The following is a 12,929-nucleotide window of genomic DNA, read 5'->3' as shown; positions in this document are numbered from 1 at the left end:
ACAAAGTGGTTGCAGCCGAGAAGCGGGAAGCCCACGAGCGCCGGTGGTGGGCTAGACGCAATTCGCGACTGGTCGGCTTGGGTCTTCGGCCACGCGGCCAACTGGAGGGGAATCTTATCTGCCAGTTGTGTGGCGAGCGGTTCTTTGGTCCGATCGGTGATGTGCAATGCCGAAGCTGCGCCGGATTGACCGACTAGCTTTCGTTGACGTCGAAACGAACCGATGAGCAGGGATCCGATACAAGAGGGAACCCGTGAGAACCTGAGTTCTCACCAGTTCACTATGGTGTCCCTTGAGGATAGTACCTCTCAGATAAACTCTTCGGAGAGACTTGAGGTATCTTAAGGCTCTTAAGTTCCCCCCTATAGTCTCTCCAAATTAGGCCGGGATAGGTTGCCGTCCTCGGCCATGCCGGTCTGGCAAAGCTTCTATTGCGTTCCTTGTCTCGCTGGTCAGAACGAACTCAGTCTCGCCCCAGTGTTCGTCGCGAATCTCGAGATGGGCGAGCATCGGGTTTCGCCACGTCCAGTAATTCTCTGACCGCCAGCGTCCTCCTTTGAGCGTCTGGACGATCCATTGGATGTTGTCTTTGCAGTTGATGATGCGAGCGGCGGGGCTGATTTGCACCACCACGTCCCGGTAATCCGGGGCGGATTCTTTTTGGCTCATGGGTTCCTTGTGGGGATGGTGCCGAGTGTGTGTCGGCGGAAGGCGCTTCCTCGGGGTAGGAAGCGTGGATAGAGCCGGATTGACGGCTCATGGGTACTTGGGGAGCCCTGAGGGCCTAGCGCGTCTCCAGCCACGGTCTGCGAGTCAGCCAGGGGCGATCCGTGACACTGGGACGGACGATGCCGCACACGACTCAGAAATGGTGGATGGAAGCGATTTGAGGCTTGGCCGGTGTATGGGAGCCCGGAAGGTGTCAGAGCGACTCCAGCCACGGTCCCTGAGTCAAGGAACGGCTATTGCTCAGCTGCTGGTAGCAGCGTGGCGAGCATGGGTGCCCCCTTGGTAGTGTGGCTATGCAACAGTAAGGCACCCAAGCCAAAACCTGCCACCCAGTCAAAAACAGGGAGGAAAGACTAGGACGGATGCAGAAGGAGAGGGAAAAGGCCCTCGGGAGGAGGATGCTGGAAAGGATCAACCAACATAAACCTCCCAAGGGAACCTAAAGATATCTCACGGGACAGCGATGGAAGAGCGTTCGCTGTATCTCATTATGAGGAGGTAATTGCCGACCCTCGTAATCTCTGTATGTCAATATTAGCTGTCGCTAATTTTGAGCTTCTCTGTACATTATGGGGCGCTAATTGCCGACAAAGTGTAAATAGCAATTAGGAACAGATGGTTATCCAAAATTTTCACTGAGGCTCTGCGTTGCCGAAAACGATGTTCTGTTGACGGCCACTCCTTAGGGTGACACTCGCGAGCCGCACGTCCCCATCGCTCTCCAGTTCGATCTTCTCGACCAGATCAGCGATGAGACGACGAGCACCCTCTCGGTCCTCCACGGACATTACCTTGATCCGGGCAGCGTCCTCGGTGAAGTCTGTTCCTGCGGTATAGGAAGCACGGGCGGCGCTCTCGCGAGCCTCGACAAGTTGGCGCTTAGTAGCGTCTATCCGCGCACCCAACTCGTCGGACTGTCGCAGGAGGATGGCGCGGGTGGCCACATCGGTGGCCTCGCTCATGCCAGCAAGCACGTTCTCCCGCTTGGTCTCAAGGGCGCTGAGGGCGTCCATGATGGAGGCCGTGGGGTCCTCTCGAGGAGCGTCGGTGGAGGGGACAGCGAGGAAGCCGATGCGGTCGAGGAAGGCATTCTCAAAGGTCTCGTAATGCCAGTTCGGCGCGTCACAGTCGGTGCGCTTGGTCACTCGACCAGAGCAAGCCAGATAGCGGTATTTGGAGACCCTCGACGTCGTCATGGTCATGGCAGAGCCGCAGTGTCCGCAGCGGGTGAGCCGGGAAAACAGGTTGGCCGCGTTGTTTGCCTGAGGGTTTGAGCGGCGCACCTTGGCGCGGTGCTGGATTGCAAGCCACTCGGTCTCAGTGATCAGGGCGGAGAAGTAGTCAGGTATCGTCTCGCCCTTAAGCCTCAGGGCACCATAGGCGGCGGGTGTTGCTAGGACGGATTGAACGGCGCTCTTAACCCACGGGCCGCCCTTGGCACTCGGGATTCCGAGAGTGTTTAGGCGAAGGACAATGGAATGGTGAGAGACCCCCTCGCTTGCGAGGCGGAAGATTAGGCGGGCATCGTCGGCACGGCCATTGAGTTCCTGGGTCTTCTGATCAATCCAAAAGGGAACCTTGGACAGCTTCACGCGGGCACCGTCCTTAGCGCGTTCGACGCGACCGATATAGGATTGCTCCACTCGCTCGCTGAGCTTGGCGCTGTATTCGTTGGCCGCAGACATTGCCATGATGGACATGAGAACGGAGGCAACGTTGGAGCGGTAGTCCTCCAGCGTGTGGACCCTCTGGTCTAGCATCGTCACGATGGTGACGCCGGTCTTGAGGACCCCGTGGAAGAACTCCAGAGCATCCATGTGGTTCACGCGGGACACGCGGTCCATAGCCTCGACCAGTAGGACAGTGTCAGACGGAATTGTCCCTGCCTTCACGCCTTCAACGAAGCGACCAAGGGAGGCCTCAAGGTTCGCACCTTTGAATGCCGAGACACCATTGTCGACCATTTGGTGGTCGAGGGTGAGGCCGTAGGTGAGGCAGAAGCGCTCGGCTTCCTCGGTCTGTCGGCGCAAGCTATCCCCGGCGCTCTGTCGGTCGGATGACCAGCGAGCGTAGGAGATTGCGCGGCGTCCCTTGAGGTCGCGAGGTGTAAGCATGGTCAAGCCCTCCAGTGAGTTGCGTCTCTGGAGGAATCTTTACCTTGTACGTAGAGTGAACGTCAAGGCACGTCGTTGTGGCCGTCGAAAACGAGCTGCATCGGTATCTCCTGCTTAACGGCCTTTGAAACGGTGCCCGGAAATGGGCATCGTCGCGTGCGCGCCGTCAAGCCGGAAAGCGGTGGATGCCGGCTCGGCTCAGGGCAGGAGCTGGTATTCGTGCAGCTTTCTGTAGGCGCCGTCCGGCTTGGCGAGCAGTTCGGCGTGCGTGCCCTGTTCGATCGCGCGCCCGGCGTCCATCACGATGATCTTGTGGGCGCGGTGCACCGTCGACAGACGGTGGGCGATGGCGATGGTCGTGCGCCCCTCCTGCAAATTCTCCAGCGCATCGCGGAACAGCGATTCGGATTCGGCGTCGAGCGCGCTGGTCGCTTCGTCGAGCAGCAGGATCTGCGAATTGCGCAGCATCGCCCGCGCGATCGAGATGCGCTGGCGCTGGCCGCCCGAGAGCAGCACGCCGTTTTCGCCGATGGGCGTGTCGTAGCCTTGCGGCAGCGCCTTGATGAAGGCATGCGCGTTGGCCGCCTTCGCCGCCTCGATGACCTCCTCGTCCGTCGCCTCCTGCCGCCCCATGCGGATGTTCTGCATCACCGTCTCGTCGAACAGGAACGTGTCCTGGCTGACATAGGCGATCTTCTCGCGCAGCGAGTGCAGCCTGGCGGGCTTGATGTCCTGGCCGTCGACGAGGACCTGCCCGCTATCCGGATCGTAGAGGCGCATGATCAGGTTGAGCACGGTGGATTTGCCGCCGCCCGAGGCGCCGACCAGCGCCGTCATCTTGCCGGCGGGGAAAACGATGTCGAGATCCTTGAGGACGGGCTCTTCGTCCCGATAGGAAAAGGTCACGTGGTTGAACTTGATCTCGCCGGGGCCGTCCGCCAGCGGCTTGGCGTCGGGGGCCTCCTCGAGCTGCAGCGGCCGGTCGGCGATCTCGTACATCAGCCTGACGCCGACCATGCCCTTCTCGAGCGACACGCGCGCCCTCGCCAGCCGCTTGGCCGGCTCGTAGGCGAGCAGCAGCGCAGTGATGAAGGCCATCACCGAACCCGGCGTGTGCCCGCCCTGGACGATCAGATAGCCGCTGACCAGGATCACACCGGCGATCGCCAGACCTGCCAGCGTTTCCATGATCGGGCTGGTGATGGCCTCGAGCGCGGCGATGCTGTTTGCCCGACGCTCGACATTCGCCACGGCGTCGAACATGCGGGTGCGCATCGCGCCTTCCAGGTTGAAGGATTTCACGATGCGGGCGCCGAACACGGTTTCCTGCATCACGCGCATGATCATCGAGACGGAAACCAGTTCCTTCTTCATGATCCGCCTGGTTTTCTTCAGCAGCTTGTTGACCGCGAAGATGGCGACCGGCCCGACGATGAAGGCGACGAGCGACAGCAGCGGCTGCTGGATCGCCATCACCAGCACGAGGCCGACGACGGAGAAAAGGTCGCGGATGAACGACGTGACCATTATGTCGATCACGCTGCGCGCCGCGTTGGCGCCCTGCGTCATGCGCATGATCAGGTCGGCCGACGAGTAGGAATGATAGAACTCGATGCCGTGATCCAGCATGCGGTCGTAGATCTTGCGTTGCCGGTCGGCGATGATCGCATTGCCGGCCCGGCTGAGAAACAGCGTCTGAACGTAGGTCGCGATGCCCTTGATGATGAAGATCGCGGCGACCGCGCCGGCGATCAGATAGATGCTGTCGATGTCCTTCGGGCCCGAAAACTCGTTGGCGATGTCGCGCATGATCCAGGCGCTCGCCGCCGTCATCGCCGCCATGATCAGCATTGCCACGATGGCGACGCTGTAGGTTCTGGCATGCTTGCGGAACGATTCCCGCAAGAGGCGGCCAATCAGGCGCTGGTTAGCCGATGAACGGAAGAATTTGAGCAATAGAGGTGTTCCTGGTGCCGAACGTCCCGGGGCAGCCGGCGTATATAGGATCGACCTATTCAAGTCACGGCTGAAACGGATATGTGTGCCTGCCGCGGGAGCCGCGCGGCGGCGGTCCGGGCCGGTCGCATTGAGCCTCAAATTCGGAAATTCCATGGTTGCAGGCCGAAACCGCATCCTTTTCGACGTGACGGACCTGGTTTCGCTGATGCTCCTGCGGGAGCACCCCAACGGCATACCGCGGGTCATCGCCCGTTGTCTTGCCGAGCTTCTCGACAGGGAGCCGGAGGTCGTTCCGGTGTTTTTCTCCAGGATAAGCCGGGCATTCTGCCGGATCGACGGCAGGCGGCTGCTGGCCCGCGATCTGGACTACCTGCGGCGGCTGAACCCCGCCGCAAGGGACAATCTGCGCCGTGCCCGCGCCTATATGGGCGTGCTTCGCTCCAGCCGCATCGTGCCCGGGCCGGATGACACGCTGCTCCTGCTTGGCGCCGGTTGGGGTTTTCCCAAGCGCCACGGCTACTTGTTCGGAGCCCGGCCTCCGGCCTGCGGGGTCGTCTGGTTCTGCCACGATCTCATTCCGCTGCGTCATCCGGAATTCGTGATGAATCCCGGTACGTTCGGTGAAGCCTTCAGACTATGGCTCGACGCCGCGCTCGGCCGGGGGCATCGTTTCATCTGCGCCTCGCGGCATGTCGAGGCGGACCTGCGCGATTACGCCGCCTCGCAGGACGTGCCCGTCGACGTTTCGGTGGTGCCGCTGGCGCATGAGTTCAAGCCCGTCGCAGGCCCCATGCGGGACAGTCTGTCCGGCTTGGCCGCCCGGCAGACCGTCCTCTGCGTCAGCTCGATCGGCCTGCGGAAGAACCAGATCGCGCTCGTTCGCGCGTGGGACAGGCTCAGGAGGGAGTTCGGCGACGAGCTCCCGACACTCGTCCTTGCCGGGGAGGTCATAGAAGGCGCGGAACTGGAAGCTTTTCTGCGACGGACAGGCAATGTCGGGGGCACGGTGGAGCTTCTCGGGCCGGTCAGCGAGTCCGAACTCGCCAGGCTCTACGAATTCTGCGATTTCACCGTCTTTCCGAGCCTGGAGGAAGGCTGGGGCCTGCCGGTCGGCGAAAGCCTGTGGATGGCGAAGCCCTGCCTGAGTTCCGGCCTCTCGTCGCTGCCGGAAGTCGGCGGCGGCCATGTGACCTATTTCGACCCGCGCGACGAGGCCGGGATGGCAGCGGCGCTGCGCCGGGCGGTGCAGGGCGAATTCGCGGCCCTGCCGCCGCCGCGCAGCCGGTTGCGGACGTGGCGTCAGGTCGCCGACGGCCTGCTGGCCGTGGCTTCGCGATGACCCTCTGTGGAGACCGTGGACATGGCGCCGGTGCGGCTGTCCACGCGATTGCCCGCTTTCTGGAATTCGCCTACCTTGACCAAACAATAAAAAAACAGGACGGGATGACCCCGAACCCTGAACCAACCAGAGGTGGTCCGAATATGCCCAAAAATCAATTTCTTGCCGGCCTTCCGGCTGTCTCGCGCAGGCAATTGCTCAAGGCCTCCGGCGCGGCCGCGGCCCTTTCCGCGATCGGAACCCCGTCGCGCCTCTTCGCCCAGGAGAAGCTGAAGGTCGCCGCCGTCTACACGGTGCCGTTCGAGCAGCAGTGGGTCAGCCGCATCCACAAGGCGGCCAATGCCGCCAAGGAACGCGGCGACATCGAATACGTCGCCACCGAGAACGTCTCCAACACCGACTACGAGCGCGTCATGCGCGAATATGCCGAGGCCGGCAACAAGCTGATCCTCGGCGAGGTGTTCGGCGTCGAGGAGGCCGCGCGCACGGTCGCCGCGGACTATCCCGAAACCGCCTTCCTGATGGGCTCGTCCTTCAAGCCGGACGACAAGAACCCGAATTTCTCCGTGTTCGACAATTATATCCAGGACGCCTCCTACCTCACCGGCATCATCGCCGGCGCCATGACCAAGTCGAAGAACATCGGCATGGTCGGCGGCTTCCCGATCCCCGAGGTCAACCGGCTGATGCACGCCTTCATGGCCGGTGTGAAGGAAACCGCGCCCGAGGCGAAGTTCCAGGTCGCCTTCATCGGCTCCTGGTTCGATCCGCCCAAGGCCAAGGAGACGGCCTTCGCGCAGATCGATGGCGGTGCCGACATCATGTACGCCGAGCGCTTCGGCGTGTCGGACGCGGCCAAGGAGAAGGGCGTGCTCGCCATCGGCAACGTCATCGACACCCAGGCGGACTATCCCGAGACGGTGGTCGCCTCGGCGCTCTGGCATTTCGAGCCGACGCTGGACAAGGCGATATCGGAGGTCAAGGCCGGCACCTTCAAGGCGGCCGACTACGGCATCTATTCCTTCATGAAGCACGGCGGCTGCTCGCTGGCGCCGCTCGGCACCTTCGAGGGCAAGGTCCCGGCCGAGGTCATGGCCAAGGTCGCCGAGAAGGAGAAGGCGATCAAGGACGGCTCGTTCACGGTCGAGATCAACGATACCGAGCCGAAATCGAGCTGAGCGGGGCGTTCCCCTCCCCCTCGAGGGGAGGGTGGACAACCGCCGTAGGCGGTTGGACGGGTGGGGCTGTTGCGGAAGCGCTCCACTTGCCACACTTGGTTTCCTGAGCGTGCGAGAGGGCTGAGCATTGCCGCAACGACCCCACCCGGCGGCTTCGCCGCCACCCTCCCCTCAAGGGGGAGGGGAAGGCGCTGCTCCACCAGTCCTCCGCCTTTCCGGCGTCACCAAGCGCTTCGGTCCGCTTCTCGCCAATGACGCGATCTCCTTCGAGCTCGCGCGCGGCGAGGTGGTCGCGCTGCTCGGCGAGAACGGCGCCGGCAAGACGACGCTGATGAACATCCTCTTCGGCCACTATGTCGCCGACGAGGGCGCCGTCGAAGTCTTCGGCAAGCCGCTGCCGCCGGGCGATCCCCGCGCCGCGCTCGAAGCCGGCATCGGCATGGTCCACCAGCACTTCACGCTCGCCGAAAACATGACGGTGCTGGAGAACATCGCGCTCGGCACCCAGGGGTTCCTCAACTGGAAGCTCGACCGCATCGGCGCGCGCGAGCGCATCGAGAAGCTGTCATGGGAGTTCGGGCTGGCCGTCGATCCCGCCGCGCGCGTCGCTTCGCTCTCCGTCGGCGAGCGTCAGCGGGTCGAGATACTGAAGGCGCTCTACCGCGACGCCAGGATCCTGATCCTGGACGAGCCGACCGCCGTGCTGACGCCGGCCGAGACCGACGCGCTCTTTGCCACGCTGAAGCTCCTGGTGGGGCAGGGGCTTTCGATCATCTTCATCTCGCACAAGCTGAACGAGGTCATGTCGGTCAGCGACCGCGTCCTGGTGCTGCGCAGCGGCAGGTTGGCGGGCGAGCGCGTCACCGCCGGGACCAGCCGGAGCGAGCTTGCCGCGCTCATGGTCGGACAGGAGGTGGTCTCGCCGCCGGTCCCGCCGCCGGAGCCGGGACAACTCCAGCTCGTGCTCAATGCCGTCTCCACCGCGCGGCGCGGCGCCGGCGTGACGCTCGACCGCATCTCGCTGTCGCTGCGCGGCGGCGAGATCACCGGCCTCGCCGGCGTGTCGGGCAATGGACAGGCAGCGCTCGCCGCCCTAATCTCGGGCGTCGAGGCTCCCGCCTCAGGCGAAATCATCGTCCGCGGCAACCTGGCGAAGAACTGGTCCCCGCGGGCGGCGCTTTCGGCCGGCATAGGCCGGATTCCCGAGGACCGGCACGCCGTCGGCACGATCGGCGACATGAGCGTCACCGAAAACGTGATCGCCGAACGCTATCGTACGTCGCGCTTCAGCCGCCGCGGCTTCCTCGACTGGCGGGCCGCGCGAAAATTCGCCGAGGAGATCATCGCCGACTACGATGTCAAATGCCCGTCGCCTGAAGCGCGGATACGCCTGCTTTCCGGCGGCAACATGCAGAAGCTCATCCTCGGACGTGCGCTCGATTCGGCTCCATCAGTCATTCTGGCCAACCAGCCGACGCGCGGCCTGGACGTCGGCGCCGTCGGCTATGTACACGGCAAGCTCCTCGAAGCCCGCGCACGCGGCGCCGCCATCCTGCTGATCTCGGAGGACCTCGAGGAGATCCTGGCGCTGTCCGACCGCATCATCGTCATGTCCAAGGGCAGGTTGTCGGCGGCGTCGCCGCGTGGCGAACGCACGGTCGCGCAACTCGGTGCGCTGATGGCCGGCCACGACATGGAGGCGGCTTGATGGTGACCGCAGCGCCCGGAGTACGCGATGCGCGTTGAACCGAAACCCGCGCCGTCCTTCGCGGTCACGCTGCTTTACCCGGTGGCGGCGATCGCGCTGACCTTCGCCATCACGGCTCTGCTGGTGCTCGCCGCCGGCGCCTCGCCCTTCTCCGTCTTCCATCTCGTCTGGAAGGGCGCCGCCGGCTCGCAATTCGCGTTGCTCGAAACACTGACCCGCGCCACGCCGCTGATCTTCACCGGTCTTGCCGTCGCGGTGGCCTTTCGCGCGAAGCTTTGGAACATCGGCGCGGAAGCCCAGCTCTATATGGGCGCGGTGGTCACCGTCGTGCTCGGCACCGGTGCGTTGCCGCTGCCGGCGTTTCTGCTCATCCCGATCATCGTGATCGTCGCCATGGCGGCGGGTGGCGTGCTGTTGCTTGGCCCCGCCGTGCTGAAGACCCGCTTCGGCGTCGACGAGGTGGTCACCACCCTGCTCCTCAACTTCATCGTGCTTCTCTTCGTCTCGATGCTGCTGGAAGGGCCGCTGAAGGACCCGATGGGTCTTGGCTGGCCGCAATCGCCGAAAGTCATCGCCGATGCGCAACTGCCGCGTATCGTCCAGGGCAAGCGCCTGCACTACGGTTTCGTCATGGCGCTCGTCTCGGCGCTGGTCGTCTGGGTGATCATGAAGAAGACGGTTCTCGGCTACGAGATGCGGGCCGTCGGCCACAATCAGCAGGCGGCTTCCTTCGCCGGCGTCCCCGTCAACTCGGTGCTCATGAAGACTGCGTTGCTCTCGGGCGGCCTCGCCGCGCTTGCCGGCTTCAGCGAGGTTTCCGGCCTCAAGGGCAATCTCACCCTCGATCTGTCTCCGGGCTACGGCTATACTGGCATCGTCGTCGCCATGCTCGCCATGCTCAATCCGATCGGTGTCGTCGCCTCGGCGATATTCGTGGCGGGCATCTTCGTTGGTGCCGATGCCATGAGCCGCTCCGCAGGCGTGCCGAGCTACATCGCCGACGTGATGGTGGCGACCGCGCTGCTCACAATGGTCGTCGCGATCCTGTTCACGCGCTACAGGCTCAGGTGGAAGTGATGGAAGCGCTCGACATCCTCCTCACCGCCTCGTTCTGGGTCGCCGCGATCCGTATCGCCTCGCCGCTGATCTTCGCCACCATGGGCGAGTTGATCTGCGAGCGCGCGGGCGTCCTCAACCTCGGCATCGAGGGCATCATGACGGCTGGCGCCTTCGCCGGCTGGTTCACCGTCTATGCCGGCGGCGATCTGTGGACGGGTGTGCTGGTCGCCGCGCTCGCCGGCGCCATGTTCGGCCTGCTCCACGCGACGCTCACCGTGCCGCTCGGCCTGTCGCAGCACGTGGTTGGCATCGGCGTCACCCTGCTTGCCACCAGCCTCACCTATTTCACCTACCGCTTGGCTTTGCCCGAGGTCACCTCGCCGCCGAAGATCGAGCCGTTCCAGCCGCTGCCGATCCCGGGCCTGTCCGACATCCCGGTAGTCGGCCCGGCGTTGTTCAACCAGACGCCGCTCACCTATCTCGCTTTCCTCACCGTCGCGCTCACCGCCTGGGTGCTCTATCGCACGCCGCTCGGTCTCGCGATCCGCGCGGCGGGCGAAAACCCGTCGGCGGTCGAGGCGCAAGGCATCAGCGTCACCGCTATCCGCATGGGCGCTGTCATGGCCGGCAGCGCGCTGATGGCGGTCGGCGGCGCCTTCCTCACCATGTCGGCCTTCAATTCCTTCTTCTTCGAGATGATCAACGGCCGCGGCTGGATCTGCATCGCGCTGGTCGTCTTCGGCTCCTGGCGTCCGGGCAAGGCGCTCATCGGCGCCATCCTCTTCGCCGCCTTCGACGCCTACCAGGTGCGGCTGCAGCAACTGAGCGGCGGCGTGGTGCCCTATCAGATCTTCCTGATGATGCCCTACGCCCTGTCCATCCTCGCGCTCATCCTCGTCGCCCGCCGCGCGACCTACCCCAAGGCGCTGATGGTGCCATATCAGAAAGGCGAAAGATGAGTTTTGACCTGGTCATCAAGGGCGGTGTCCTGCCCGACGGCAAGAGCGCCGACATCGGCATCAATGGCGAAAGCATCGCCGCCATCGAGCCGTCGATCGCGACCGAGGCCGGCCGCGTCGTCGACGCCTCAGGCTGCCTCGTCTCCTCGCCTTTCGTCGACCCGCATTTCCACATGGACGCCACGCTCTCCTACGGCATCCCGCGCATCAACGCGTCGGGCACGCTGCTCGAAGGCATATCGCTGTGGGGCGAATTGAAGCCGCTGCTTACCCACGAGGCGGTGAAGGAGAGGGCGCTTGCCTATTGCGACTGGGCCGTGTCGATGGGCCTTCTCGCCATCCGCACCCACGTCGACGTCTGCGACGACCGCCTGCTCGCCGTCGAGGCGCTGCTCGAGGTGAAGAAAGAGGTCGCGCCCTATATCGACCTGCAGCTCGTCGCCTTCCCGCAGGACGGGCTCTACCGCTCGCCGACCGCTCGCGAAAACACCATCCGCGCGCTCGACATGGGCGTCGACATCGTCGGCGGCATCCCGCATTTCGAGCGTACCATGGCCGACGGCACGCGCTCCGTCACTGAGCTCTGCGAGATAGCCGCCGAGCGCGGCCTCATGGTTGACATGCATTGCGACGAGACCGACGATCCGCTGTCGCGCCACATCGAGCAACTCGCCTATGAGACGCAGCGCCTCGGCCTCGCCGGCAGGGTGGCGGGCTCCCACCTGACGTCGATGCATTCGATGGACAATTATTACGTCTCGAAGCTGTTGCCGCTGATCGCAGAGGCAGAAGTCTCGGCAATCCCCAACCCGCTGATCAACATCATGCTGCAGGGGCGCCACGACACCTATCCCAAGCGCCGCGGCATGACGCGGGTCAAGGAGATGATCGCCCACGGCATCCGCGTCGGCTTCGGCCAGGATTGCGTGCTCGATCCCTGGTATTCGCTTGGTACCGCCGACATGCTCGACGTCGCCTTCATGGGCCTGCACGTGGCGCAGATGTCTTCGCCTGTCGAGATGGCGCGTTGCTTCGACATGGTGACCAACGTCAACGCCGCGATCATGGGGCTCGAGCATCTCGGCCTTGCGGTGGGAAAACGCGCCAGCCTCGTCGTGCTCGACGCCGGCAATCCGGTCGAGGCGCTCCGGCTGCGCGCCGAGCGTCTCTGTGTCGTCTCGCGGGGCAAGGTGGTCGCCGAGCGGCCGCGGCGCGACACGCAGCTTTCGCTTCCCGGCCGCCCTGGCCAGGTCAACCGCCGCCACAGACCGGCGGGATAGCTATTCGATCGAGGGTTCGGCCTCGGTCGGCTGGTAGTCTGAGGGCAGCAGGTCGTCGAAACTTACCGGCGCCTGCTGGAAGGCGCGCTTGTATTGCACGTTGCCGATCACCACGCCCCCTTCTTCGGGGATCAGCATGGTGCGCTGGGTGCCGTCATTGCAGTTCATGACCGCCTGCGCGTCGCCGTCCGGCCACTGCACGAGCCGGCAGTTCAGCTCGCGGAACCAGTTCTTGCCGCTGTCCTCGAAGGACAGCAGGAACGACCCCTTGCCGGTGCGCGCGACGAGGTCGCCGTTCGGCGCACTCCACGCCCATTGCAACGGCTCCGGCAACTGGTCGCTGTAGAGCTGCGAGCGCGCCACCAGCGGTGGCTGGTAGCCTTGTGCCAGCGCGACGCGGTACCAGGTCATGGCGGAGGCATACTCGGGTGGCACGGCGGCCACCAGCGCCCCCGCCGGACCAGGATCGGAAACCAGGGGCGACCTGTCGGCGAAGCTCAGTCGAAGTTGCGAGCCGTGCGGCGTCGAAGGATCGATTCGATAGTCGAATCCGAAGGCGTGCCCGCTGAAAGCAGACGCAAGCATGGCTGCCACAAAGATCGAT

10 protein-coding genes are annotated in these 12,929 nt (G+C 64.1%); 6 read left to right on the top strand and 4 right to left on the bottom strand.

Annotated elements, in window-relative coordinates:
* Positions 1–378 precede the first annotated feature (378 nt).
* From D8676_RS17805 to D8676_RS17795, 3 genes are all read right to left on the bottom strand, one after another.
* Positions 379–669 carry a hypothetical protein gene (locus D8676_RS17805; protein ID WP_121582448.1) on the bottom strand — a complete coding sequence of 97 codons (291 nt, stop codon included), beginning with the start codon at positions 667–669 and terminating at the stop codon, positions 379–381.
* Positions 670–1,361: 692 nt separating this feature from the next.
* The gene (locus D8676_RS17800) at positions 1,362–2,843 is read right to left on the bottom strand and encodes a recombinase family protein (RefSeq protein ID WP_121582447.1); all 1,482 of its coding nucleotides are present in this window, start codon (positions 2,841–2,843) and stop codon (positions 1,362–1,364) included.
* A 198-nt stretch (positions 2,844–3,041) separates the two neighbouring features.
* Positions 3,042–4,799 carry an ABC transporter ATP-binding protein gene (locus D8676_RS17795; RefSeq protein WP_121582446.1) on the bottom strand — a complete coding sequence of 586 codons (1,758 nt, stop codon included), beginning with the start codon at positions 4,797–4,799 and terminating at the stop codon, positions 3,042–3,044.
* 154 nt (positions 4,800–4,953) lie between these two features.
* Between D8676_RS17795 and D8676_RS17790 the strand changes: the two genes are divergently transcribed.
* The 6 genes from D8676_RS17790 to D8676_RS17765 all read left to right on the top strand — a co-directional run bounded on the left by D8676_RS17790 (position 4,954) and on the right by D8676_RS17765 (position 12,325).
* Positions 4,954–6,141, top strand: coding sequence for a glycosyltransferase (locus D8676_RS17790; RefSeq protein ID WP_121582445.1), 1,188 nt, complete (start codon positions 4,954–4,956; stop codon positions 6,139–6,141).
* Positions 6,142–6,284: 143 nt separating this feature from the next.
* Positions 6,285–7,319 (top strand): BMP family protein, encoded by a 1,035-nt coding sequence (locus D8676_RS17785; RefSeq protein ID WP_121582444.1) that lies wholly within the window; start codon positions 6,285–6,287, stop codon positions 7,317–7,319.
* A gap of 259 nt (positions 7,320–7,578) precedes the next feature.
* On the top strand, positions 7,579–9,027 hold the full coding sequence (locus tag D8676_RS17780; protein ID WP_245426902.1) for an ABC transporter ATP-binding protein: 1,449 nt from the start codon (positions 7,579–7,581) through the stop codon (positions 9,025–9,027).
* Between the two features lie 27 nt (positions 9,028–9,054).
* Positions 9,055–10,104, top strand: coding sequence for an ABC transporter permease (locus D8676_RS17775; protein ID WP_121582442.1), 1,050 nt, complete (start codon positions 9,055–9,057; stop codon positions 10,102–10,104).
* A complete protein-coding gene (locus D8676_RS17770) occupies positions 10,104–11,045 on the top strand; it encodes an ABC transporter permease (protein WP_121582441.1) in 942 nt (313 codons plus the stop codon). Before D8676_RS17775 ends, D8676_RS17770 begins: the two co-directional genes overlap by 1 nt.
* On the top strand, positions 11,042–12,325 hold the full coding sequence (locus D8676_RS17765) for an amidohydrolase family protein (RefSeq protein WP_121582440.1): 1,284 nt from the start codon (positions 11,042–11,044) through the stop codon (positions 12,323–12,325). Before D8676_RS17770 ends, D8676_RS17765 begins: the two co-directional genes overlap by 4 nt.
* On the opposite strand, the gene D8676_RS17760 is transcribed toward D8676_RS17765, so the two are convergent.
* Positions 12,326–12,910, bottom strand: coding sequence for a hypothetical protein (locus tag D8676_RS17760; RefSeq protein ID WP_121582439.1), 585 nt, complete (start codon positions 12,908–12,910; stop codon positions 12,326–12,328).
* Positions 12,911–12,929: the final 19 nt, after the last annotated feature.

The sequence above is a fragment of the Mesorhizobium sp. YM1C-6-2 genome (assembly GCF_003666685.1).
In the GTDB taxonomy this organism is placed as follows: Bacteria; Pseudomonadota; Alphaproteobacteria; order Rhizobiales; family Rhizobiaceae; genus Mesorhizobium_K.
Note: the sequence above shows the minus strand (reverse complement) of the source record. Positions and strands in the feature narration are given on the sequence as shown.

What these genes read in the sequence shown, in the direction of transcription:
- D8676_RS17760 (WP_121582439.1), bottom strand. Translation starts at nt 12,910, where the DNA reads ATGCTTGCGTCTGCTTTCAGCGGGCACGCCTTCGGATTCGACTATCGA.
- D8676_RS17765 (WP_121582440.1), top strand. Translation starts at nt 11,042, where the DNA reads ATGAGTTTTGACCTGGTCATCAAGGGCGGTGTCCTGCCCGACGGCAAG.
- D8676_RS17790 (WP_121582445.1), top strand. Translation starts at nt 4,954, where the DNA reads ATGGTTGCAGGCCGAAACCGCATCCTTTTCGACGTGACGGACCTGGTT.
- D8676_RS17800 (WP_121582447.1), bottom strand. Translation starts at nt 2,843, where the DNA reads ATGCTTACACCTCGCGACCTCAAGGGACGCCGCGCAATCTCCTACGCT.
- D8676_RS17775 (WP_121582442.1), top strand. Translation starts at nt 9,055, where the DNA reads ATGCGCGTTGAACCGAAACCCGCGCCGTCCTTCGCGGTCACGCTGCTT.
- D8676_RS17805 (WP_121582448.1), bottom strand. Translation starts at nt 669, where the DNA reads ATGAGCCAAAAAGAATCCGCCCCGGATTACCGGGACGTGGTGGTGCAA.
- D8676_RS17770 (WP_121582441.1), top strand. Translation starts at nt 10,104, where the DNA reads ATGGAAGCGCTCGACATCCTCCTCACCGCCTCGTTCTGGGTCGCCGCG.
- D8676_RS17785 (WP_121582444.1), top strand. Translation starts at nt 6,285, where the DNA reads ATGCCCAAAAATCAATTTCTTGCCGGCCTTCCGGCTGTCTCGCGCAGG.